Genomic DNA, 23,557 nt, shown 5'->3' with positions numbered 1-23,557 from the left:
GCTGCTCCCGCCCGGTGCCGGGACTCCTCCCGGCGGGCGGCTCGCCTACGAAGCCGATCCCGGGTGTGCGCCGGCCAGCCAGATGCAGGCGCCCTTGGTTTCCTTGTCGATGGCGGCCAGTACCCGCTGGTGGTCGGCCAGCTCGTCATCCGTTGGCCGGCGCACGAGCAGCGGCTTGCGTTCGCCGCGGCGGCCGCCGGCGCCTGCCTGGGCGCGGGGGGCGGCGTCCGGTTCGATCATCAACGTGTTCTGGCCGCGTGTCATCGCCAGGAAGACTTCAGCCAGCAGTTCGGTATCGAGCAGCGCGCCGTGCAGGGTGCGCTGCGAGTTGTCGATCTCGTAGCGCTCGCACAGGGCATCCAGGCTGTTGCGCTTGCCGGGGTGGAGGTCCTTGGCCATGCGCAGGGTGTCGGTGACGCCGTTGCAGATCGTCTCGACCGGCACGCGGTCGAGGCGGGACAGCTCGGCGTTGAGGAAGCCGAGGTCGAACGGTGCGTTGTGGATGACCAGCTCGGCACCGTTGATGAATTCGAGGAATTCATCGGCGATGTCCGCGAACTTGGGCTTGTCGGCGAGGAATTCGAGGCTGATGCCATGCACCGCCTGCGCGCCTTCGTCGATCTCGCGTTCCGGATTGACGTACTTGTGCAGGTGGCGGCCGGTCAGCCGGCGGTTCTCCATCTCGATGCAGGCGACTTCGATGATGCGGTGGCCGTGGCGGGGGTCGAGGCCGGTGGTTTCGGTATCGAGAACGATCTGTCTCATGCGGCGTCCTTGTTGTTCAGTTCGTCGATGCCGCGGTTGGCCAGGGCGTCGGCGCGTTCGTTTTCCGGGTGGCCGGCATGGCCCTTGACCCAGATCCATTCCAGCCGGTGCGGCTGGCGCAGGGCGTCGAGCTGCTGCCAGAGGTCGGCGTTCTTCACCGGCTGCTTCGCGGCGGTCTTCCAGCCGTTGCGCTTCCAGCCGTGGATCCATTCGCTGATGCCCTTGAGCACATATTGCGAATCGGTATGGACGCGCCCGGCGACCGGCCGCTTCAGCGCTTCCAGGGCGCGAATGGCGGCGATCAGCTCCATGCGGTTGTTGGTCGTTTCGCGCTCGCCGCCCCACAATTCCTTCTCGTGGCGCCCCAGGCGCAGGATGGCGCCCCAGCCGCCGGGGCCGGGATTGCCGCGGCAGGCGCCGTCGGTAAAGATTTCCACATTGTCTTCAGTGACCATGATTTTCCTTCTGGGCGATCGGCCGCAAGGCCTTGCCGGCGACCGCATTCTTGCGCCAGGCCGGGGTGATCAGGCGCATGGCATGGGTGCGCTTGATCGCCCGCAGCATGTAGACGCCGCCGGGAAACCCCCACCAGTGTTCGTCGGCGGTTTCCATGAAGCGCCAGCGGCGCAGCCAGGCCTGCCGCTCGCAGGGCGGTACCCGGCAACCGGCGATGCCGCGGTCGACCTCGAAACCGAGCAGCTTCAGCCAGTCCTTGAGGCGCGGCAGCGAGATGTAGGCGCCATGCCACGGAAAGCTGCCGCTGCGATCCAGGCGATTGCGCAGGCCCCACAGCGAAACCGGGTTGAAGCCGAGCACGATCAGCTGGCCCTCGGGGATCAGGATGCGCTCGATTTCGCGCAGGATCTGGTGGGCGTCCTGGCTGAATTCGAGCACGTGCGGCAGCACCACCAGGTCGGTGCTGTGGGCGGCAAAGGGCAGGGCGGTGAGTTCACACAGCGCGTCGACCGGGCCGGCGTCGCCGGCCTTCTGGCGCAGCGGGATGCGGTTGGCGCGGAGGAAGTCGTGGCAAGGCATGCCGAGCTGCAGGGCGTTGAAGCCGAAAATGTCGGCGACGGCGGCGTCGACCCGGGACGACTCCCAGCCCAGCACATAGCGCCCCTGGGCGGATTCCAGCCAGCCCTCGAGGCCCGGAATTGACATCCGCTGCCCTTCGCTCGATAGTTCCGGCATGTTCGAAATCCTGCTCATTCCCGCATTCAAGGACAATTACATCTGGCTGCTGGTCCGCGACGGACGGGCAGCGGTGGTCGATCCAGGCGACGCCGGACCGGTTATCGCCCGCCTGGAAGGTACGGGGCTGCACCTCGAAACCATCCTGATCACCCACCATCACGCCGACCATCAGGGCGGCGTTGCCGAACTCGTAGCGCGCTGGCAGCCCCGTGTCTTCGGACCGGCTGAGGAGTCTATCACAGGCTGCACGGACCCTCTGGCGGGGGGTGAAACGATCGAAGTGCTGGGGCAGCGCGTAACGGTGTTGCCGGTCGGCGGGCATACCCGCGGGCATATCGCCTATTGCGTTCCCGGTGCGGTTTTCTGCGGCGACACGCTGTTCGGCGCCGGCTGCGGTCGTCTTTTCGAGGGCACGCCGGCGCAGATGAGCGCCTCGCTCGGCCGCCTTGCCGCCTTGCCTGACGACACCCTGATCTATTGCGCGCACGAATACACCGAAGCCAACCTGCGCTTCGCGCTGGCGGTCGAGCCGCGCAACGCGGCAGTGCGCGAACGGGTCGAGCGGGTGGCGGCGCTGCGTGCCGCCGGGCATTCCTCCGTTCCCTCGACGCTGCGCGAAGAAAAGGCAACCAATCCCTTCCTGCGTTGCAGCGAGCCGGCCGTGGTTGCGGCCGCGCTCGAACATGCTGCGGTCGACGCCTCGCCGGTGGTCGTTTTCGCGGCGATCCGCCGTTGGCGCAACGACTTCTGAGCAGCAGCCGATAGCGTCGCATGCCGTCGGCAAGGCTAATTCAGGTCCGACGATATGCTAAATTCGACCTGATACAGAACCAGCCGCAGAAAAATCATGACAGCGCAGCCTGACGACAACACTTCCAGCAAATCGAGCAAGGCCATCGCGGCGTTCAAGGGGCCGCGCGCCCGTCGCATAGGGCTCTGGCTCGTGGGCGTGCTGCTGGCTTTCGGCGTGCTCGGCTATTTCGCCGGGCCGCCGCTGATGAAATGGCTGCTGGTCAGGCAGTTGTCGACCGAACTGCAGCGCGAAGTCAGCATCGAGAAGATCGACATCAATCCGTACGCCCTCTCGGCCCGGGTGGCCGGCGTCTCGGTCAAGGCGGAGGGCGGCCGGGAAGTCGCCGGTTTCGACGAACTGTTCGTCAACCTCTCATCGTTCTCGCTGTTCCAGTACGGCGCCGTGGTCGACGAGATTCGCCTGCAGGGGCCGCGCGTCGCCGTGGCGCGGACCGGCGAGGGCCAATACGACATCTCCGACCTGCTCGAAAAATGGCTGAAGCCTTCCGAGCCGTCGCCGACTCCGCGCTTTTCGATCAACAATATCCAGATCGTCGGCGGCAAGGCGGTCTTCGACGACCAGCCGCTGGGCAAGGTCCATACCGTCAGCGACATCAACCTGTCGCTGCCCTTCATTTCCAGCCTGTCGTACCAGGCCGAGCGGCTGGTCGAGCCGAGTTTCTCGGCCACCGTGGACGGTGCGCCGTTCGCGCTCAAGGGCAAAAGCAAGGAAATCTTCGAGGGAAAGCTGGAAAGCGAGCTCAACATCGATCTCGACCGCCTCGATCTGGCGGGCTTCCAGCCTTATGTGCCCAGTTCTTTGCCGCTGCGCCTGAAAGGCGGGTTGCTCGATACCGAACTCCGGGTGGTGTTCAAGGAATTGTCGGAGAAGGTTTTTTCGCTGACTGTCGTCGGTAGCGCGCATATCTCCGATTTCGCGCTCGCGGAGGCGAGCGGCGCGCCGCTGCTGGGCTGGAAGCGGCTGGATGTCGATGTCGCCAATGCCGATCTGATCAACCGGCGGTTTGCCATCCAGCACGTGCTGCTCAATGGTATGGACGCTTATGTGGCGGTCAGCAAGCAGGGCGAAATGAACTGGGTGCGCGTGCTGGAGCAGATCGCCGCGGTGCCGGCGGACGACAAGGCACCGGCCGCAGCGCCGGCCAAGGCGCCCGAATGGGTGATCGAGGAAATTCGCCTGAGCAACGGCAAGATGCACTGGCAGGACGAGTCCACGCTGCGGCCGACGGTGGGCGATGTGCTGGACATCAATGCGCTAATTGGCAAGGTGGACGGAAAGCTTGCCGAGCCGATTGAGGTCAGCGAGGCGTCGTACCGGGTCGATCTTGGGGAACGCTGGCAGATCGGACACATGACGGTGAAAGGCGTGCGGCTCGATCTTCACAGTCACCGCGTCGATGTTACCGAGGCTGGCGCGCAGGCGGTTCGCGCCCTGCTGGTGCGCAACAAGGAAGGCAAGATCGAATGGATCAGCTCGCCGGTCGTGAAGACCCTGCGCGCCGCCAAGGAAGAACTGTCCGACGAGCGCCCGTGGATTGCCAACATCGGCAAGGCGACGGTCGACGACCTGACCCTGCGCCTTGAGGACCAGATGACCCGGCCGGCGGCAGTGCAGGTCATCGATGCCGTCAGCTTGGTCGGGGAGAACCTGTCGACCGAGCCTGGCAAGAAAGGGAGCATTTCGCTGAAGAGCCGGATCAACCAGAAAGGCAGCCTCAAGGTTGATGGCAGCGTGCAGCTGGCGCCGTTCTTGACTTCGCTCAAGGTGGATACGCAGACGATCCCGGTCCTGCCGCTGCAGCCGTATTTCACCGAGTTCCTGAACATCGAACTGACGCGCGGCCAGGTTTCCAACAGCGGCGAGGTGGCGATCGAATTCGGCAAGGATGGCCTGGCCGGCAGTTACAAGGGATCGCTGACGCTGGGCGACCTGATTGCGGTCGACAAGGTAAACAATGCCGATTTCCTGAAGTGGAAATCGCTGTTCCTCGGCGGCATCGACGTCCGCCTGCAACCGATGGCGGTCACTGTCGGCGAGGTGGCGCTGAGTGACTTCTATTCGCGCCTGATTCTCAGCAAGGAGGGCCGCCTGAACCTCCAGGACATCGTGCGGACCGCGGCGGCACCTGCCGCCGCCAAGGGCGCCGAGCCGGTACCGCCGGCCGCACCGCCCAAGGCGACCGAGCCAGCGCCCGCCGCGAAGCCGGCAGCGGTGCCGATCCGGATCGGCAAGATCACCCTGCAGGGCGGCACGGTCAATTTCTCGGACTTCTTCGTCAAGCCCAACTACACGGTGAATGTGACGAAGGTGGCCGGGCGCGTCAGCGGCCTGTCGTCCACCGCCGATACGGTTGCCGACCTCGAATTGCGCGGCAGCTACGCCAATTCGGCACCTGTGCAGGTGGTGGGCAAGCTCAATCCGCTGGCCGCGAAGTCCTTCCTCGACATCAAGGCCGACGTGAAGGGAGTCGATCTGGTGGCCTTCTCGCCGTACTCCGGCAAGTACGCCGGCTACAACATCGACAAGGGAAAGCTCTCGCTCAACGTCGCCTACAAGCTGGAGAACAACCAGCTGTCGGCCGACAACCGCCTGTTCATCGACCAGCTGACCTTCGGCGACAAGGTGGAAAGCCCCGACGCCACGACGCTGCCGGTCAATCTCGCCATCGCGCTGCTCAAGAACAACCGCGGCGAGATCGACCTCAACCTGCCGATTTCCGGTTCGCTCGACGATCCGGACTTCTCGGTCGGCGGACTGATCATCAAGGTCATCGTCAATCTCTTCGTCAAGGCGGTCACGTCGCCGTTCGCGCTGCTTGGCTCGATGTTCGGCGGAGGCGAGGAACTTTCCAACATCGAATTCGGACCAGGGCGCGCGACCTTCGACGACGCCGCGCGCAAACGTCTCGAAGCGCTGGCCAAGGCGCTCAACGAACGCGAATCGCTGAAGCTCGAAATCACCGGCCGCGCCGATCCGGAAGCTGACAAGGAGGGGATCAAGCGGGTGGCGATCGAGCGCGCGGTCAAGGCCGAAAAACTCAAGGACCAGCTGAAGAAGGGCGGCGAGGGTGCCTCGGTCGACTCGATCGAAGTCACTTCCGCCGAATATCCGGTCTATCTGCAGCGGGCCTACAAGGAAGCGAAGTTCCCCAAGCCGCGCAACCTCATCGGCATGCAGAAGGATCTGCCGGTCGAGGAAATGGAGAAGCTGATGCTGACCAACCTGCCGGCGACCGACGAGGATGTCCAGCAACTGGCCTTGCGCCGAGCGGAAAATGTCCAGAGCTGGTTGATCGACGAAGGCAAGGTTCCGCCCGAGCGCGTATTCCTGGTCGAGCCGAAGGCCGAGGCCGGCGACAAGGACAAGGGCAGCCGTGTCGATTTCTCGTTGAGGTAGGTGATGAGCGAGGCATTGACCATGATCCTGCTGGCCGGGATCGTCCTCGTCATCGTGTTGCAGGTGGTCGTCCTGTTGCGCGGCCAGCGGCGCGGCGACGACGAGATGCGCCTGCGCGCCCTGCAGGAGGCGCAGGAAAAGGGGCTCGAACGGCTGGAACGCGAGTTGCGCGAGGAACTGGCGCGTAGCCGGCGCGAGGATGCCGAGGAGGCTTTCCGCGACCGCGAGGAGCGCGCGCAGTCGGCGACCCTTCTCGGGCAGGCGGTGACGACGCAGGTCGGCCAGTTCGGCACCCTGCAGGCGGAACGGCTGGAAGCCTTCGCCCGCGAGCTGAACCGTTTTTCGCTCGGCCTCGACGAACGCTTCGAGCGTCTGAAAATGACCGTCGAAGGGCGGTTGACCGCAATCCAGACCGACAATGCCGGCAAGCTCGAGGAGATGCGGCGGACCGTCGATGAAAAGCTGCACGCGACGCTGGAGCAGCGTCTCGGCGAATCTTTCAAGCTGGTCAGCGAGCGCCTGGAGCAGGTGCATCGCGGGCTCGGCGAAATGCAGTCGCTGGCCGCCGGCGTCGGCGACCTCAAGCGCGTGCTGAGTAACGTCAAAACGCGCGGCACCTGGGGCGAAGTCCAGTTGTCGGCGCTGCTCGAACAACTGCTGACGGCCGACCAGTTTTCCGCCAACGTGGCGACGCGCCCGGGCAGCGGCGAGCGGGTCGATTTCGCCATCCGCCTGCCGGGCAAGGGCGATGGCGCCGTGGTCTGGTTGCCGATCGACGCCAAGTTCCCGATCGAGGATTACCAGCGCCTGATGGATGCCCAGGAAAAGGGCGAGCCGGCGCTGGTCGAGGAGGCGGGGCGGGCGATCGAACTGCGGCTGAAGAACGAGGCCCGCAGCATTCGCGAGAAGTACGTCGCGCCGCCGCACACCACCGATTTCGCGCTGCTCTACCTGCCGACCGAAGGGCTGTATGCCGAGGCCCTGCGCCGCCCCGGTCTGGCCGATACGCTGCAGCGCGACTGGCGGGTCAGCCTGGCCGGGCCGACGACGCTGGCGGCCATGCTCAACAGCCTGCAGATGGGCTTCCGCACGCTGGCCATCGAGCAGCGTTCGGCCGAGGTCTGGGCGGTGCTCGGGGCGGTCAAGACCGAATTCGGCAAGTTCGGCGAGGCGCTGGCCCACACCAAGAAGAAACTCGACGAGGCGAGCAACAGCATCAGCAAGGCCGAGACGCGGACCCGCCAGTTGTCGCGCAAGCTGCGCGAGGTCGAGGCCTTGCCGGCCGGCGAGGCGGAACAACTGATCGGCACGACGGAATTCGATGGCGAAGACGACTGAACTCGAAGCCGCCTACTGCGCGACGACCTATCGCGTCTTCCTGCCCGGCGCCGTCTGCGACCTGCGCCCCGGCGTCGCGTCGGAGACCCTGCGCTGCTGGCTGGAGACTGCCGGGGCGAGCCGCTTCGCGGTCCTGACGGCGCACAATCCGGGCTCGCGGCCGGTCGACGCCGCGCACAATGCGGCACGCCAGGCGCAACTGGAATGCGATCTGCTGGAAGCGGGCTACGAGCCCTATGCCGGCGAGAACGTGGCCGACGACCAAACCTGGATGGACGAGGAAAGCTGTTTCGTCGCCGACATTTCGCTGCCCGAGGCGCTGGCGCTGGGGGAGAAGTACGGGCAGAACGCCATCGTTTGCGGTGGCGACGACGGCGTGCCGGAACTTGTCTGGATCGGTGCGGCGACGACCCCCTAGGCCAGGCAGCCCCGGCCGCCGCGCGGCATCACCTGGTCGTTACCAGAGATGCCACCACTTCTTCTTGCTGCCCAGCCCGACGACATAGTATTCGCTGTTCGGGAAGTTCTTGCGCATCACGCGGTCGGCGTCGTCGCGCAGGTCGGTCATGCCGAGGCGGTCGTAGGACAGGACCAGGATGTACATCGCTTCCTCAATGGCGGGGGCCGAAGGATAGGTCTTGATGGCGGATTGCGCACGGTTGGCGGCGGCGACGTAGGCACCGCGATTGTAGTAGTAGCGCGCCACGTGGACTTCGTGCGAGGCCATCGCGTTGACCAGGTAGTTCATGCGCTGGATGGCATCCGGCGTGTATTTGCTGTCGGGAAAGCGGGTCGCCAGTTCGCGGAAGGCGTCGAATGATTCGCGGGCGGCCTTGGGATCGCGCTCGGTCGGGTCCTGGGTGCTGATGTAGCCGGCCCAGCCCATGTCCTCGTTGAAGTTGATCAGCCCCTTCAGGTAGTAGGCGTAGTCGACCGCCGGATGGGTCGGGTGCAGCTTGATGAAGCGGTCGGTGGCGGCGAGCGCCGAGCCGGTTTCGCCGGCCTTCCAGTAAACATAGCCCAGTTCGAGCTGCGCCTGCTGGGCGAAGCGGCCATAGGGGTAGCGGGCTTCCAGCTTTTCGTAATACTTGGCGGCCTTGTCCCAGGCGCCGTCGGACTGCGCTTCCTTGGCGGCGGCGTACAGCTTGTTGGCCGACCAGCCGGCGGTTTCGTCCTTCGACTCGGGAAAGAGGCTGCAACCGGCGGCAAGCGCTGCGATCAGGAGTGCCGTCAGGAGGCGAAAGAAGGGAGTGAATGCGGGTACACTTCGCATCATGAAAAATCCTTTGGAAGACCGCGCGGATTATAGCCGAACTCCGGCCAATCCCGCCGCCGTTCCCGATCGCTGCGCCGGACGCCGGCTCGACCAGGTGCTGGCGGAACTGTGGCCGCAGCATTCGCGCAATCGCCTGCAGGGGTGGGTGCGCGAAGGGCTGGTGGAAGTCGACGGAAAAGTCGAGCAGGAACCCAAGCGCAAGCTGCTGGGTGGCGAGCGGCTGCGTCTCAACGAGCCGCGCGAAGCGGCGGAACTCGCCGAACAGCCGGAGGACATCCCGCTCGACATCGTGTTCGAGGACGAAGCGCTGCTGGTGATCAACAAACCGGCCGGCCTCGTCGTGCACCCGGGCAGCGGCAACTGGAGCGGCACGCTGATGAATGCCTTGCTGCATCACGTGCCGGCCATCGCCGAAGTGCCGCGGGCCGGCATCGTCCACCGGCTGGACAAGGACACCAGCGGTCTGCTGGTCGTCGCCAAGACGCTGGAAGTGCAGACCGACCTGGTGCGGCAACTGCAGGCGCGGACCGTCAAGCGCCAGTATCTGGCCTTCGTCGCCGGCGTCGTCTTCTACCAGGCGACGATCGATGCGCCGATCGGCCGCCACCCGGCGCAGCGGGTCAAGATGGCGGTGGTGCCGGAAACCCGCGGCGGCAAGGCGGCCGTCACGCACTACCGCGGACTGGAGCAGTTCGCCCACTGCGCGCTGATCGAGTGCACGCTGGAGACCGGGCGCACGCATCAGATTCGCGTCCACATGGCCTCGGTCAAGCACCCGCTGATCGGCGACAAGGTCTATGGCCGGCCCGATCCCCGTCTACCGGCGTTCCCGCGCCAGGCGCTCCATGCCACGCGCCTGGCACTGGTGCATCCTCTGGAGCAGCGGTTGCGCCAGTGGGAGGTGCCGTTGCCTGCCGACATGGCGGAGTTGCTGGAAACCCTGCGCTATGAATGAGTGCTACGTGCCGGACTGGGCCGTTCCGGCAAATGTCCGGGTCTTGCAGACGACGCGCCATGGCGGCGTCAGTCGCGGGCCGTGGGCAGGTTTCAACCTCGGCGACCACGTCGGCGACGACGCGGCGGCGGTGACCGCCAACCGCGCCGCCCTGGCCGCCCGCCTGCCGGGCGAACCGTTCTGGTTGACCCAGGTGCACGGCACGGTTGCGGTCGACGTCGATCAGGGGCCGAAATCCTGGGAGGCCGACGCCGCCGTCGCGCGGCAGACGGGCAACGTCTGCGCGGTGATGACCGCCGACTGCCTGCCGGTACTCATGTGCGACCGCCGGGGTACGGTCGTCGCTGCCGCCCACGCCGGCTGGCGCGGCCTGCACGCCGGGGTGCTGGAGACCACGGTTGGCGCCATGAAGGTGCCGCCTGGCGATTTGCTGGCCTGGCTAGGGCCGGCAATCGGCCCGCGCTGCTTCGAGGTCGGCGAAGAGGTGCGAGATGCCTTCGTCACCGGGGATCCGGCAGCGAGTGCCGGTTTCGTTGCGCAGGGCCCGGGTAAGTGGCTGTGCGACCTTTATTTGCTGGCCCGCCAGCGCCTGCAGCGGCTGGGCGTCACGATGATCGGCGGCGGCGGATCGTGCACCGTGACCGAGGCCGACCGTTACTATTCCTATCGCCGCGACGGCGTCACCGGGCGCATGGCGAGCCTGATCTGGCTGGCGCACCCGGCTTCGGGCGTATAATCCGCGCCTTCCCGCAAACCTGGTTTCCCGTGAGTACCCTTTCCTGGATCATTGCCGTTGCGCTGGCCGGCGGCCTCCTGAGCGTGACGGCAGCCGCCGCCCTGACCTTCGCGGTCGGCACGCATCGCGTCAATGTGCTGATCTCCTATGCCATCGGTGCGCTGCTCGGGGCGGCCTTCCTGGAAATACTGCCGCATGCCCTGGAGCACGGGGAGCCGCACCGGATGGCGGCGACCGTGCTGTTCGGCATCCTGGCCTTCTTCGTGCTGGAGAAGCTGGTGCTGTGGCGGCACTGCCATCACGACCACTGCGAAGCGCACGACGCTCAGGCGCCCGCGCACGATCACGGGCGCTCGGGGTTACTGATCCTGGTCGGCGACACCTTCCACAATTTCGTCGATGGCATCCTGATCGCCGCGGCGTTCCTGGAAAGCACCCAACTCGGGATCGTCACGGCGCTTGCCATCATCGCCCACGAAATTCCGCAGGAAGTCGGCGATTACCTGATTCTGCTCCATTCCGGCTACAGCCGCGTCAAGGCCCTGGCGTTCAACCTGCTGTCGAGCCTGGCGACGCTGGTCGGCGCGATGCTCGCCTACCTCGCGCTGTCGCATCTCACCGAATGGATTCCCACCCTGCTCGGCCTGGCTGCGGCCAGCATGATCTATGTCGCGGTCGCCGACCTGATTCCCGGTCTGCACAAGCGGACCGAACTGAAGGCCACCCTGCAACAGGTGCTACTGATCGGCCTCGGCGTGGCGTCGATCGTCGTCGTGCGTGCGCTGGTCGGCGAGTGATTCCAAGTGCCGCCGGCGTTGCCGGCGCGCCTTGCTGCCGGCCAGCCACAGTAGCAGCCCGCAGGGCAGCAGCCCGTAGAAGAGGAAGGAGATGAGGCCGGCGGCGATGGTGGGCTCGTTGAATGCAACGAGAACGGTCACGTAAAGCCAGCCGATGGCGACGATGTACATTCCGGTAATTATGCATGCAAATCCATTGACAGTCCTCGGACGGGTATGGAGAATCCAAAGGCTCAACCCCCGATTCATAAACAGACACGAGACTGGCCATGACGCAGCAGGGATCAGGCAATAACGACGCTTTCATGGGTTCGGCCATGCAGTTCATGCAGGCTGGCCAGAACATGGCGCAGCAGTTCATGGAATTCATCGGCAAGGCCGGCAATCCCCAGGCGGCGATCGCGCCGGCGCCCGATCCGCAGGCGCTGACCGCCCTGCAGAAGCAGTTCATGGATCAGCAGATGTCGCTGTGGCAGTCGGTGCTGGCCAGCCAGCAGGGCAAGGAGCCGGCCTTCAAGGTCAGTCCGGAGTCGGGCGACCGCCGCTTCGCGGCGCCTGAGTGGCGCGAAAGCCCGATCTACGACTATCTGCATCAGGCCTACCTTCTCAACACGAAATACGTCAACGAAATGGTCGAGCTGATCCCGGCGGCCGACGACAAGGCGCGCAATCGCATGCGCTTCCTGGCGCGCCAGATCGCCGATGCGATGGCGCCCTCGAACTACGCCGCGACCAATCCGGAATTCATCAAGCTGGCGCTGGACACCAAGGGCCAGAGCATCACCGACGGCATCAACAACCTGCTCAAGGATTTCGAGAAGGGCCGCATCTCGATGACCGACGAATCGGTGTTCGAGGTCGGCAGGAATATCGCGACGACCGAAGGCGCCGTGGTGTACGAAAATGAGCTGATGCAGCTGATCCAGTACGCGCCGCTGACGCCCAAGGTCGGTACCCGCCCCCTGCTGGTCGTGCCGCCGTGCATCAACAAGTTCTACATCATGGACCTGCAGCCGGACAATTCGCTGATCCGCTACATGGTCGAGCAAGGCAACACGGTCTTTCTGGTTTCCTGGCGCAATCCGACCGAGGCCCAGGGGCACCTGCAGTGGGACGACTACCTCGAGCACGGCCCGATCGCCGCGCTGCTCGTGGTCCGGGATATCTGTAAGGTCAAGCAGGTCAACGCCCTCGGCTTCTGCGTCGGTGGCACCATCCTGACCTCGGCGCTGGCGGTGCTCAAGGGGCGTGGCGAGGATATCGTCTCGTCGCTGACACTGCTGACGACGCTCCTCGACTTTACCGATACCGGCGAGATCGGCCTCTTCATCGACGAAAACGGCCTGATGGCGCGCGAGTCGACCATCGGCAAGGGCGGCCTGCTGCCGGCGCGCGATCTGCAGAACACGTTTTCCTTCCTGCGCGCCAACGACCTGGTCTGGAACTACGTTACCGGCAACTACCTGAAGGGTCAGAAGCCGCAGGCCTTCGATCTGCTCTACTGGAACGGCGATTCGACCAACCTGCCGGGACCGTTCGCCTGCTGGTACATGCGCAACCTCTACCACGACAACAATCTGCGCGTGCCGGGCAAGCTGGAAATGTGCGGCGTCAAGGTCGACCTCGGCAGCCTCGACATGCCGGTCTATTTGCTGGCGACCCGCGAGGATCATATCGTTCCCTGGCATTCCGCCTACCAGAGCACGCGCATTCTCGGCGGCAAGGTGCGCTTCGTGCTCGGCGCTTCCGGGCATATCGCCGGGGTCATCAACCCGGCCGGCAAGAACAAGCGCAGCTACTGGGTCAACGATGACGTGAAAATCGATGCTGCCGGGTGGTTGACCGCAGCAGAGGAGCGGAAGGGCAGCTGGTGGCCGGACTGGGCGGCCTGGCTCAAGCCGCTGGCCGGCGAACCGCGGGCGCCGCGCAAACCGGGCAATGCAAAATACAAGCCGATCGAACCGGCGCCCGGGCGTTACGTCAAGGAACGCGCGGTTTAACGGAAAAACTCCGGAGGAGGGGGCAAGATGACGAGAGTTGCGTTGGTCACCGGCGGCATGGGCGGCCTCGGCGAGGCGGTCTGCATCAAGCTGGCGGCGCTCGGCTACAAGGTCGTTACGACCTATTCTCCCGGCAACGACAAGGCCGAGGGGTGGCTGAAGAGCATGAACAACATGGGCTTCGGCTTCAAGGCCTATCCCTGCGACGTCACCGACTTCGATTCAGCGCGCGCCTGCGTCGAGACGGTGACCCGCGAGGTCGGGCCGGTCGACGTGCTGGTCAACAATGCCGGCATCACGCGCGACATGACCTTCAAGCGCATGACCAAGGCCGACTGGGACGCGGTCATCCACACCAATCTCGACTCGGTCTTCAACATGACGAAGCAGGTGCTCGACGGCATGACCGAGCGCAAGTGGGGGCGCGTCATCAATGTCTCCTCGGTCAACGGGCAAAAGGGGGCGTTCGGCCAGACCAACTATTCGGCGGCCAAGGCCGGCATGCACGGTTTCACCAAGGCGCTGGCCCTCGAGGTGGCAAAGCAGGGGGTTACGGTCAATACCATTTCCCCGGGCTACATCGGCACCAAGATGGTGACCGCCATCCCGCAGGAAATCCTCGATTCGAAGATCCTGCCGCAGATCCCGGTCAATCGGCTGGGCAAGCCGGAAGAGATCGCCGGCCTCGTCGCCTACCTCGCTTCGGATGAAGCGGCGTTCGTCACCGGGGCCAATATTTCCATCAACGGCGGCCAGCACATGTACTGACCGGCGTATTTTTTTACCCGCTGTATATATCAACAAAGGAAGGAAAGACTATGACGCAACGTGTTGCTCTCGTTACCGGCGCGATGGGTGGTATCGGAACCGCGGTTTGCCAGGAACTGGCCAAGGCCGGCCACAAGGTGGTCGCCGCCTATCACCCGCAGTTCGACAACAAGGACGAGTGGCTGAAGGAACAGGCCGCCGCCGGCTTCAACGATTTCGTCTGCGTGGCGGGCGACGTTTCCTCGCTGGAAGACTGCCAGAAGATGGTTGCCGAAGCCGAAGCCGCTGCCGGCCCGGTCGACATCCTGGTCAACAACGCCGGCATCACCCGCGACCGCATGTTCGCCAAGATGGAAAAGGATCAGTGGGATGCCGTCATCTCCACCAACCTGTCCAGCCTGTTCAACATGACCAAGCAGGTTTCCGCCAAGATGGCCGAGCGCGGCTGGGGTCGCATCATCAACATCGCCTCCGTCAACGGCGTCAAGGGCCAGGCCGGCCAGACCAACTACTCGGCTGCCAAGGCCGGCGTGATCGGCTTCTCCAAGGCGCTGGCCGCCGAGCTGGCCGCCAAGGGCGTGACGGTGAACGTCATCGCTCCGGGCTACATCGCTACCAAGATGGTCATGGCGATCAAGCCGGAAGTGCTGCAAACCATCGTCGATGGCGTGCCGATGAAGCGTCTGGGCAAGCCGGAAGAAATGGGCGCCGCCTGTGTCTACCTGGCCTCCGAAAACGCCGGTTTCATGACTGGCGCCACGCTGAACATCAACGGCGGCCTCTACTACCAGTAATTTTGCAGGGTTTTTGCGCTGCATCAACAACAGGCACCTCAGGGTGCCTGTTTTTTTGAGCTATAATGGTGCGCTGCACACAAACTCGTTCGAGGGTCGCTGGATGTCTGAACAAGTACGCCTGATCAAGAAGTATCCCAATCGCCGTCTCTACGACACCAAGACGAGTGCATACATCACGCTCGGTGATGTGAAGGATCTGGTCCTCAAGTTCGAAGCCTTCAAGGTGCTCGATGCCAAGACGAGCGAAGACCTGACGCGCAGCATCCTCCTGCAGATCATTCTCGAAGAGGAAACCGGCGGTGCGCCGCTCTTTTCCAGCGAACTGCTGTCGGGCTTCATCCGCTTCTACGGCAGCGCCATGCAAGGCATGCTCGGCAAGTACCTGGAAAACAACATGAAGACCTTCGTCGACTTCCAGCAAAAGCTGCAGGAGCAGTCGCGTTCCATGTATGGCGGCGACAACAGCCATCTGCAGGCGGATTTCTGGGCGCAGTTCCTGAATTTCCAGCAACCGGCGATGCAGAGCATGATGACGGCCTACATGGACCAGTCGAAGAAGATGTTCCAGCAGATGCAGGACCAGTTGCAAAGCCAGACGCGCAACATGTTCACCGGCTTCAAGTACAACAACGATTCGTCCGACAAGGCCGAGAAGTAATCACGGCACGCCCTGCCTGCACGGCAGGGCAGATTGCCCGGGGGCACGCCCCGGGCTCCGGAAGCCGGGTCAGCCGCGGAGCGAATCCGGCAATTTTTCCTGAATGATGTTGAGCAGCGGGGCGAAGACCTTCGGCGTGCCGGCGACGATGTTGCCGCTCGTCAGATAACTTGCTTCGCCGCGCAGGTCGCTGACCAGGCCACCGGCCTCGGAGATCAGCAAGGCACCGGCCGCCATGTCCCACGGGGCGAGGCCGAATTCCCAGAAGCCGTCGTAGCGCCCGCAGGCGACATAGGCCAGGTCCAGCGAGGCGGCGCCGGGGCGTCGCTGGCCGGCGGTCTTCTGGGTCAGTTCCTTGAAGATCGCCAGATAGGTGTCGACCAGATCGAAGGCGCGATAGGGAAAGCCGGTGCCGATCAGCGAATCCTGCAACTTCAGGCGGCGCGAGACGCGGATGCGGCGTTCGTTCAGGAAGGCGCCGCCGCCCTTGCTGGCCGTGAACAACTCATTGCGGTTGGGGTCGAAGATGACCGCCTGTTCGACCACGCCGGCTCTGGCCAGGGCGATCGAAACGGCATATTGCGGCATACCGTGAATGAAATTGGTGGTGCCGTCGAGCGGGTCGATGATCCATTGGTATTCCGTGTCGCGGCTTCCGGCACCGGCAGTCTCGCCGGACTCCTCTGCTAGAATCCCGTAATGCGGATAGGCTTCCTGCAGCATCTCGATGATCGCCGCCTCCGCTGCCTTGTCCACCTCGGTCACGAAGTCGTTCGGTTGCTTGGCGGTTACCTTCAGCAGGTCGAGATCGTTCGAGGCGCGGTTGATGATCTGGCCGGCGCGGCGCGCCGCCTTGATGGCAATGTTCAGGGCTGGATGCATGGATTAAAGAACTAACGGGTGGCGCGGGCCACCCGATTTATTTGGAAAGAACGCATTTTACTATGAACCCGGAACTCCTGCTGTCCCGTATCCGCGTCGTGCTGTGCCGGCCCAGCCATCCCGGCAATATCGGGGCAGCCGCGCGCGCCATGAAGACCATGGGGTTGTCGGACCTGCGCCTGGTCGCGCCACGGGCCTTTCCCGATCCGGAAGCCGACGCGCGGGCGACGGGTGCGGTCGACCTGCTGGAAAGGGCAAAAATCCACGACACGCTGCACGAAGCGCTCGCCGGTTCGGTACTGGCGATCGCCCTGTCGGCCAGGCATCGTGACCTCGGGCCGCCGCTCGGGCAGCCACGGGAAATGGCGGCGGAACTGCTGGCGCACGCGAGGCACGGCGAGGTGGCCCTGGTGTTCGGCAATGAAACCGTCGGCCTGAGCAACGAGGAGATTCAGTGCTGCCAGGCCGCGGTGACGATTCCCGCCAACCCGGCGTTCAGTTCCCTCAACCTGGGGGCGGCGGTGCAGGTGCTCTGTTACGAGCTGCGCGTCGCTGCCTACAGCGGGTTGCCGCCGGCGCACGATCCGCTGGTGACGCCGTTCTCGTCGCCGCTGGCGACGCATGACGAAGTCGAGGGTTTGTACGGCCACCTGGAATCGGTGATGACCGAAACCGGCTTTCTCAATCCGGCACAGCCGGGACGCCTGATGCCGAAATTGCGCCGCCTGTTCGGGCGTGCACGCTTGGAGAAGGACGAGGTCAATATCCTGCGCGGCATTCTGGCAGCGACCCGGGTGCGGACAGGGCATGGGCGCTGATGCGAAGCCGGTTAACCGTCCGCACAAAAGAATAGAGCCCCGATAATCGGGGCTCTGCGATATTACGTCTGGTGGGTGCTGAGGGGCTCGAACCCCCGACATTCGCCTTGTAAGGGCGACGCTCTACCAGCTGAGCTAAGCACCCGCAGTCAATTAATTGACGGCATCCTTGAGCGCCTTGCCCGGACGGAACTTCGGGACCTTGGCGGCCTTGATGTTCAGGGTCTTGCCGGTACGGGGGTTGCGGCCGGTACGGGCGGCACGCTCGCCGACGGCAAAAGTACCGAAGCCCACCAGGCTCACGCTGTCGCCGGCCTTGAGGGCAGCCTTGACGGCTTCGACGGTCGCATCGAGCGCACGGGCGGCGGCTGACTTGGAGATTTCGGCGGAAGTGGCGATCGATTCGATCAGGTCGGTTTTGTTCATTGGATCCCCCTTGGGTGGAAAGAAAAGATGACTAAATTTTGTTGAGGACGGATTTATATCTCTGCTGAAATCCTTGTGTCAAGCGGATTCTCGGAGGTTTACCCGTGCTCGCCAAGGGGGCGAAGCATGCCGCCGCTAATACGTCGGCATGCTTTCCTTCTAAATCAATGGGTAAGAAGGACTTGTGCAGGTGCGTTCTCGGCGTTGGCCGTGACGCCTGCGTTTTGCTCGGATTGCTCCGGCAGGGATTCCGGTTTGCGCTCCAGTGCGCGCTCGAGAACTTGGTCGATCCACTTCACCGGTACGATCTCGATCCGGTTCTTGATGTTGTCGGTGATTTCGGTCAGATCCTTGACGTTTTCTTCCGGGATCAGGGCCGTCTTCAGACCGCCGCGAACGGCCGCCAGCAGCTTTTCCTTGAGCCCACCAATGGCCAGCACTTCGCCGCGCAGCGTGATTTCGCCGGTCATGCAGACGTCGCAACGGACCGGGATGCCCGTGTAGGACGAGACCAGGGCGGTCGTCATGGCGATGCCGGCCGACGGACCATCCTTCGGCGTCGCCCCTTCCGGCACGTGGATGTGGATGTCTGTCTTCTCGAACGCCTCGTCCTTGATCCCCAGCCGGCGGGCGCGGGCGCGCACGACGGAGCGCGCCGCCTCGACCGATTCCTTCATGACGTCGCCCAGCGAGCCGGTGCGGATGATGTTTCCCTTGCCCGGCATGTTGGCGCATTCGATGGTCAGCAGTTCGCCGCCAACCTCGGTCCAGGCGAGGCCGGTGACCTGGCCGACCTGGTTTTCCTTCTCGGCCATGCCGAAGGTGTAGCGGCGCACGCCGAGGAATTTGTCGAGATTGCGGGCGTTGACCGCAACCTTGCCGTCACGCTTCTTGAGCACCAGGGTTTTGACCACTTTGCGGCAGATCTTGGAGATTTCCCGTTCCAGCGCCCGGACGCCCGCCTCGCGGGTGTAGTAGCGGACGATATCGCGGATGGCGCTGTCGGCAACGGCGATCTCGGTCTTCTTGAGGCCGTTGTTCTTCATCTGCTTGGGCAGCAGGTAGCGCATCGCGATGTTGACCTTCTCGTCTTCCGTATAGCCGGAGAGACGGATGACTTCCATGCGGTCGAGCAGCGGGGCAGGGATGTTCAGGGTGTTGGCGGTGGCCACGAACATCACGTCGGAGAGATCGAAATCGACCTCGACGTAGTGGTCCTGGAAGGTGTGGTTCTGTTCCGGGTCGAGCACTTCGAGCAGGGCGGAAGACGGGTCGCCGCGGAAATCCTGGCCGAGCTTGTCGACTTCGTCGAGCAGGAACAGCGGGTTGCGTACCCCGACCTTGGTCAGGCTGGAGAGGATCTTGCCCGGCATCGAGCCGATGTAGGTGCGGCGATGGCCGCGGATTTCCGCCTCATCGCGGACGCCGCCGAGCGCCATGCGGACGAACTTGCGGTTGGTCGCCTTGGCGATCGACTGGCCGAGCGAGGTCTTGCCGACGCCCGGGGGGCCGACGAGACAGAGGATCGGCGCCTTGACCTTGTCCACGCGCTGCTGCACGGCGAGATATTCGACGATGCGTTCCTTGACCTTATCCAGGCCGAAGTGGTCGGCGTCGAGAATTTTCTCGGCTTCACGCAGATCCTTGCTGATCCGCGTCTTCTTGCGCCACGGCAGGCCGATCAGGGTTTCGATGAAGTTGCGGACGACGGTGGCTTCGGCCGACATCGGCGACATCAGGCGCAGCTTCTTCAGCTCGCCCTGGGCCTTGGCCAGGCCTTCCTTGCTCATGCCGGCCGCCTTGATCTTCTTGTCCAGCTCCTCGAGGTCGGCGCCTTCCTCGCCTTCGCCGAGCTCCTTCTGGATCGCCTTGACCTGCTCGTTCAGGTAGTACTCGCGCTGGCTCTTCTCCATCTGGCGCTTGACGCGACCGCGGATGCGTTTTTCGACCTGCAGGATGTCGATTTCCGATTCGAGTTGCGACAACAGGCGGTCGATGCGGTCGCGCACGCTTTCCATTTCCAGCACTTCCTGCTTCTGCTCCAATTTGAGCGGCAGGTGGGCGGCAATGGTGTCGGCCAGGCGGCCGGCATCTTCGATCCCGGCGATGGACGAGAGCACTTCCGGTGGAATCTTCTTGTTCAGCTTGACGAACTGGTCGAACTGGGCGACGACGGCGCGCCGCATGGCCTCGATCTCGTGATCCTCGACTCCGGGCTGCGGCAACGGAACGGCGGTCGCCATGAACACCGAGGACTGTACCTCGATGGCTTCGACGCGCGCGCGCTGCGTGCCCTCGACCAGCACCTTGACGGTGCCGTCGGGCAGCTTGAGCATCTGCAGGATGTTGGCCATGCAGCCGATGCGGTAGAGGTCGTCCGGCTCAGGTTCGTCCTTGGCAGCCGATTTCTGGGCCAGCAACAGGATGTTCTTGCCGGCCTCCATGGCCATTTCGAGGGCCTTGATCGATTTCGGACGGCCGACGAAGAGCGGGATGACCATGTGCGGGAACACGACGACATCGCGCAATGGCAGCAGCGGCAGTTCAACGGTTTCCGGGAGCGTGTTGGGGTTCGACATTAGATGCCTTTGAAATAGGTATGTGCCCCCTACGTGGGGGCGGGAAACCGCAATTCAAGCCCCGGCTCAGTTGGAGCCGGAAACCTTCGGCTGGTCGGCGTAGATGAGCAGGGGCGGGGTGTCGCCGGTGATCATGTTCTCGTCGATAACCACCTTTTCGACATTCTCCATGCCAGGTAGTTCGTACATCGTGTCGAGCAGGGCGTGCTCCATGATCGAGCGCAGGCCGCGCGCGCCGGTTTTGCGCTCCAGCGCCTTCTTGGCGATGGCGGAAAGCGCGCCGGAGCGGATTTCGAGTTCGACGTCCTCCATGCCGAACAGCTTCTGGTACTGCTTGACCAGCGCGTTCTTGGGCTCGGTGAGAATCTGCACGAGGGCCGACTCTTCCAGTTCCTGCAAGGTGGCGACGACCGGCAGGCGGCCGATCAGTTCCGGAATCAGGCCGAACTTGATCAGGTCTTCCGGTTCGGCGTCGAGCAGGATCTTGCCGACGTTCTTGCCGTCGTCCTTGCTCTTGACCTCTGCGCCGAAGCCGATGCCGCCGCGTTCGGAGCGGTTCTGGATGACCTTTTCCAGGCCGGCGAAGGCGCCGCCGCAGATGAACAGGATGTTGGTGGTATCGACTTGGACGAAGTCCTGGTTCGGATGCTTGCGGCCGCCCTGGGGCGGAATTGAGGCGGTGGTGCCCTCGATCAGCTTGAGCAGGGCCTGCTGCACGCCTTCGCCCGAGACGTCGCGGGTGATCGACGGGTTGTCGGACTTGCGGGAAATCTTGTCGATTTCATCGATATAGACGATACCCTGCTGCGCCTTCTCGACATCGTAGTCGCACTTCTGCAGCAGCTTCTGGATGATGTTCTCGACGTCCTCGCCGACGTAGCCGGCTTCGGTCAGGGTGGTGGCGTCGGCCATCACGAAGGGGACGTTGAGCAGGCGGGCCAGCGTCTGGGCGAGCAGGGTCTTGCCCGAGCCGGTGGGGCCGATGAGCAGGATGTTGCTCTTTGCCAGTTCGACGTCGCCGGTGTTCTTGGCGGTGTGGCGCAGGCGCTTGTAGTGGTTGTAGACCGCCACGGCAAGGATGCGCTTGGCGACGTCCTGGCCGATCACGTACTGGTCGAGGATGGCGCTGATCTCGCGCGGCGTCGGCAGGTCGGAACGGCCGGCTTTGGCCGCTTCTTCCGGCAACTCGTCGCGGATGATGTCGTTGCAGAGTGCGATGCACTCGTCGCAGATGAACACCGACGGGCCGGCGATCAGCTTCTTGACTTCGTGCTGGCTCTTGCCGCAGAAGGAGCAGTAGAGCAGTTTTTCCTGGCCGCCTTTAGACATCTGGATCTCCTTGCTTAAGCCGCATCGCGGCGGGTCAACACCTTGTCGATCAAACCATATTCCGTCGCTTCGGCCGCGGACAGGAAGTTGTCGCGATCGGTGTCCTTTTCGATGCGGTCCAACGGCTGGCCGGTATGCTCGGCCATGATCCGGTTGAGCTTGTCCTTGATCGACAGGATTTCCTTGGCGTGGATCGCGATGTCCGAGGCTTGGCCCTGGAAGCCGCCCAGCGGCTGGTGGATCATGACGCGCGAGTTGGGCAGGGCGAAGCGCTTGCCCTTGGCGCCGGCGCAGAGCAGGAAGGCGCCCATCGAGGCGGCCTGGCCGATGCACAGCGTCGACACGTCCGGCTTGATGAACTGCATGGTGTCGTAGATCGACATGCCGGCAGTCACCGAACCGCCCGGGGAGTTGATGTAGAAGTAGATGTCCTTGTCCGGATTTTCCGCTTCGAGGAACAGCAACTGGGCGACCACCAGGTTGGCGCTGGCGTCGTTCACCGGGCCGACAAGAAAGATCACCCGCTCCTTCAACAGGCGCGAATAGATGTCGTACGCGCGCTCGCCGCGTCCGCTCTGTTCAACCACCATCGGGACGAGGCCCAGCGCCTGCGGGTCCCAGTTGCCTGCGTTGTCGATATTCATGTCAGCCCTTGTGTGTTGCGGTTTCGTTACATTCGAGACGTTTGTCGTTTTTGCGACAAGGTCCAGATTACTGCTTTTGGCCCATCAATTCATCAAAAACTGCCGCCTTGTCAGTCACCTTGGCCTTGCCCAGGACCCAGTCGACCACGTTGTTCTCGATCGCCACCCCTTCGACTTCGCCCAGGCGCTGCGGTTGGGCGTAGTACCAGCGGATGACTTCCTCGGGCTGCTCGTAGCTCTGCGCGGTTTCCTCGACCATCGCGCGAATCTGTTCCGGCTTGGCCTGCAGCTTTTCGGTCTTGACCAGTTCAGCAAGAATCAGACCAAGTGTGACGCGGCGCTTGGCTTGGTCGGCGAACCACTCGGGCTGGATCGGCATGTCCTTGACCTTCATGCCGCGCTGCTCCATGTCCTGGCGGGCAGCCTGCATCAGGCGCTGGATTTCCATCTCGACCAGGGCGTTCGGGATCGCGATCTGGTTGGCCTTGATCAGGGCTTCCATGACCTGGTCCTTGACCTTGCCTTCGATGCGGCGCTTCACTTCGCGTTTCAGGTTGGCTTCGATCTCGGCGCGCATCTTGGCCACGTCGCCGTCGGCGATGCCCATGCCCTGGGCGAATTCGGCGTCGACCTCGGGCAGTTTCGGTGCCTGGACCTGCTTGACGGTGATGTCGAACTGGACGGTCTGGCCGGCAAGATCCTTGGCGAAATAGTCAGCCGGGAAGGTCAGGTCGAAAGTCTTGGCCTCGCCAGCCTTGCTGCCTTCGACGGCGTTTTCGAAGTCGGGCAGCATCTGGCCCTGGCCGAGCACGAACGGGTAATCGCTGGCCTGGCCGCCCTGGAACGGCTCGCCATCCTTCTTGCCGAGGAAGTCGATGACGACGCGGTCGCCCTTGGCGGCAGCGCGGTCGGCGTCCTCATAGGAAACACGCTGCTGGCGCAGGATGTCGACGGTCTTGTCCACTTCGGCAGCGGTGACTTCGAGCACCGGGCGCTCGATTTCCGCGGTCGACATGTCGGCGGGGGTGAAATCCGGGTAGACCTCGAAGATCGCATGAAACTCGAGGTGGGTGGTGCTGTCGCTGGTCTTCGGCTCGATGCGTGGATAGCCGGCGACGCGCATTTTCTGTTCGGTGACGGTTTCGCCGAAGACGCGGTCGAGCGCTTCGGACAGCACTTCGTGGCGCGCCTGGTCGCCATGCTGCTGCTTGATGATGCTGAACGGCACCTTGCCCGGACGGAAGCCGGCCATCTTGATGTTTTTACCCATCCGCTTCAGGCGCTGTTCCATCTCTTTCTCGACATCGGCGATGGCGATGGACAGGTCGATGCGGCGTTCCAGTTCGTTGGCTTGAGCGGTGGTTGCTTCCATGAGATTTCCTTGT

At 63.8% G+C, this 23,557-nt stretch carries 23 protein-coding genes and 1 tRNA gene; 12 read left to right on the top strand and 12 right to left on the bottom strand.

Annotated features, from left to right (window positions below):
* Positions 1-45: 45 nt before the first annotated feature.
* Genes dnaQ through GH660_RS13625 form a run of 3 tightly spaced genes read right to left on the bottom strand, consistent with a single transcriptional unit; the run spans position 46 to position 1,956 of the window.
* The gene (dnaQ, locus tag GH660_RS13635) at positions 46-765 is read right to left on the bottom strand and encodes a DNA polymerase III subunit epsilon (protein ID WP_153147227.1); all 720 of its coding nucleotides are present in this window, start codon (positions 763-765) and stop codon (positions 46-48) included.
* Positions 762-1,220, bottom strand: a complete 459-nt coding sequence (rnhA, locus tag GH660_RS13630) for a ribonuclease HI (protein WP_153147226.1) — start codon at positions 1,218-1,220, stop codon at positions 762-764. Before rnhA ends, dnaQ begins: the two co-directional genes overlap by 4 nt.
* A complete protein-coding gene (locus tag GH660_RS13625) occupies positions 1,210-1,956 on the bottom strand; it encodes a class I SAM-dependent methyltransferase (RefSeq protein ID WP_368666119.1) in 747 nt (248 codons plus the stop codon). The genes rnhA and GH660_RS13625 overlap by 11 nt, the downstream gene beginning before the upstream one ends.
* Here GH660_RS13625 and gloB point away from each other — a divergent pair.
* From gloB to GH660_RS13605, 4 genes are all read left to right on the top strand, one after another.
* Entirely contained in the window at positions 1,955-2,710 is a 756-nt protein-coding gene (gloB, locus tag GH660_RS13620; protein ID WP_153147225.1) for a hydroxyacylglutathione hydrolase, read from the top strand. The two genes, GH660_RS13625 and gloB, sit on opposite strands and share 2 nt — an antisense overlap.
* Before the next feature lie 96 nt (positions 2,711-2,806).
* Positions 2,807-6,169 (top strand): DUF748 domain-containing protein, encoded by a 3,363-nt coding sequence (locus tag GH660_RS13615; protein ID WP_153147224.1) that lies wholly within the window; start codon positions 2,807-2,809, stop codon positions 6,167-6,169.
* Positions 6,170-6,172: 3 nt separating this feature from the next.
* On the top strand, positions 6,173-7,507 hold the full coding sequence (locus tag GH660_RS13610; protein WP_153147223.1) for a DNA recombination protein RmuC: 1,335 nt from the start codon (positions 6,173-6,175) through the stop codon (positions 7,505-7,507).
* Complete coding sequence (locus tag GH660_RS13605) at positions 7,491-7,925, top strand: DUF3293 domain-containing protein (RefSeq protein WP_153147222.1); 435 nt, start codon at positions 7,491-7,493, stop codon at positions 7,923-7,925. The genes GH660_RS13610 and GH660_RS13605 overlap by 17 nt, the downstream gene beginning before the upstream one ends.
* A gap of 39 nt (positions 7,926-7,964) precedes the next feature.
* Here GH660_RS13605 and GH660_RS13600 read toward each other — a convergent pair whose 3' ends face one another.
* Entirely contained in the window at positions 7,965-8,783 is an 819-nt protein-coding gene (locus GH660_RS13600) for an outer membrane protein assembly factor BamD (protein WP_304523166.1), read from the bottom strand.
* Here GH660_RS13600 and rluD point away from each other — a divergent pair.
* Genes rluD through GH660_RS13585 form a run of 3 tightly spaced genes read left to right on the top strand, consistent with a single transcriptional unit; the run spans position 8,782 to position 11,271 of the window.
* Positions 8,782-9,738, top strand: a complete 957-nt coding sequence (gene rluD, locus GH660_RS13595; protein ID WP_153147221.1) for a 23S rRNA pseudouridine(1911/1915/1917) synthase RluD — start codon at positions 8,782-8,784, stop codon at positions 9,736-9,738. The two genes, GH660_RS13600 and rluD, sit on opposite strands and share 2 nt — an antisense overlap.
* Positions 9,731-10,474, top strand: a complete 744-nt coding sequence (gene pgeF / locus GH660_RS13590) for a peptidoglycan editing factor PgeF (RefSeq protein WP_153147220.1) — start codon at positions 9,731-9,733, stop codon at positions 10,472-10,474. Before rluD ends, pgeF begins: the two co-directional genes overlap by 8 nt.
* Positions 10,475-10,503: 29 nt before the next feature.
* Entirely contained in the window at positions 10,504-11,271 is a 768-nt protein-coding gene (locus tag GH660_RS13585; protein WP_153147219.1) for a ZIP family metal transporter, read from the top strand.
* On the opposite strand, the gene GH660_RS13580 is transcribed toward GH660_RS13585, so the two are convergent.
* On the bottom strand, positions 11,212-11,442 hold the full coding sequence (locus GH660_RS13580) for a hypothetical protein (protein ID WP_153147218.1): 231 nt from the start codon (positions 11,440-11,442) through the stop codon (positions 11,212-11,214). The two genes, GH660_RS13585 and GH660_RS13580, sit on opposite strands and share 60 nt — an antisense overlap.
* 98 nt (positions 11,443-11,540) lie before the next feature.
* Between GH660_RS13580 and phaC the strand changes: the two genes are divergently transcribed.
* From phaC to phaR, 4 genes are all read left to right on the top strand, one after another.
* Positions 11,541-13,271 carry a class I poly(R)-hydroxyalkanoic acid synthase gene (gene phaC, locus GH660_RS13575; RefSeq protein ID WP_228276498.1) on the top strand — a complete coding sequence of 577 codons (1,731 nt, stop codon included), beginning with the start codon at positions 11,541-11,543 and terminating at the stop codon, positions 13,269-13,271.
* 27 nt (positions 13,272-13,298) lie between these two features.
* On the top strand, positions 13,299-14,039 hold the full coding sequence (phbB, locus tag GH660_RS13570) for an acetoacetyl-CoA reductase (RefSeq protein WP_153147217.1): 741 nt from the start codon (positions 13,299-13,301) through the stop codon (positions 14,037-14,039).
* 50 nt (positions 14,040-14,089) lie between these two features.
* Entirely contained in the window at positions 14,090-14,833 is a 744-nt protein-coding gene (phbB, locus tag GH660_RS13565) for an acetoacetyl-CoA reductase (RefSeq protein WP_153147216.1), read from the top strand.
* A gap of 103 nt (positions 14,834-14,936) precedes the next feature.
* Complete coding sequence (gene phaR / locus GH660_RS13560; protein ID WP_153147215.1) at positions 14,937-15,494, top strand: polyhydroxyalkanoate synthesis repressor PhaR; 558 nt, start codon at positions 14,937-14,939, stop codon at positions 15,492-15,494.
* Between the two features lie 69 nt (positions 15,495-15,563).
* Here phaR and GH660_RS13555 read toward each other — a convergent pair whose 3' ends face one another.
* The gene (locus GH660_RS13555; protein ID WP_153147214.1) at positions 15,564-16,376 is read right to left on the bottom strand and encodes an inositol monophosphatase family protein; all 813 of its coding nucleotides are present in this window, start codon (positions 16,374-16,376) and stop codon (positions 15,564-15,566) included.
* Between the two features lie 62 nt (positions 16,377-16,438).
* Here GH660_RS13555 and GH660_RS13550 point away from each other — a divergent pair, with 62 nt between their 5' ends.
* Complete coding sequence (locus GH660_RS13550) at positions 16,439-17,194, top strand: RNA methyltransferase (protein ID WP_153147213.1); 756 nt, start codon at positions 16,439-16,441, stop codon at positions 17,192-17,194.
* Positions 17,195-17,263: 69 nt separating this feature from the next.
* Here GH660_RS13550 and GH660_RS13545 read toward each other — a convergent pair.
* The 6 genes from GH660_RS13545 to tig form a co-directional block, all read right to left on the bottom strand.
* A tRNA-Val gene (locus GH660_RS13545) sits at positions 17,264-17,339 on the bottom strand.
* A gap of 8 nt (positions 17,340-17,347) precedes the next feature.
* Positions 17,348-17,620, bottom strand: coding sequence for an HU family DNA-binding protein (locus GH660_RS13540; RefSeq protein WP_153147212.1), 273 nt, complete (start codon positions 17,618-17,620; stop codon positions 17,348-17,350).
* 164 nt (positions 17,621-17,784) lie between these two features.
* Complete coding sequence (lon, locus tag GH660_RS13535; protein WP_153147211.1) at positions 17,785-20,199, bottom strand: endopeptidase La; 2,415 nt, start codon at positions 20,197-20,199, stop codon at positions 17,785-17,787.
* A gap of 66 nt (positions 20,200-20,265) precedes the next feature.
* Positions 20,266-21,528, bottom strand: a complete 1,263-nt coding sequence (clpX, locus tag GH660_RS13530) for an ATP-dependent Clp protease ATP-binding subunit ClpX (protein WP_153147210.1) — start codon at positions 21,526-21,528, stop codon at positions 20,266-20,268.
* A 14-nt stretch (positions 21,529-21,542) separates the two neighbouring features.
* Positions 21,543-22,172 carry an ATP-dependent Clp endopeptidase proteolytic subunit ClpP gene (gene clpP / locus GH660_RS13525; RefSeq protein ID WP_153147209.1) on the bottom strand — a complete coding sequence of 210 codons (630 nt, stop codon included), beginning with the start codon at positions 22,170-22,172 and terminating at the stop codon, positions 21,543-21,545.
* 67 nt (positions 22,173-22,239) lie between these two features.
* Positions 22,240-23,544, bottom strand: a complete 1,305-nt coding sequence (gene tig / locus GH660_RS13520; RefSeq protein ID WP_153147208.1) for a trigger factor — start codon at positions 23,542-23,544, stop codon at positions 22,240-22,242.
* Positions 23,545-23,557 lie beyond the last annotated feature (13 nt).

The sequence above is a fragment of the Dechloromonas sp. H13 genome, assembly GCF_009469615.1.
In the GTDB taxonomy this organism is placed as follows: domain Bacteria; phylum Pseudomonadota; class Gammaproteobacteria; order Burkholderiales; family Rhodocyclaceae; genus Azonexus.
Note: the sequence above shows the minus strand (reverse complement) of the source record. Positions and strands in the feature narration are given on the sequence as shown.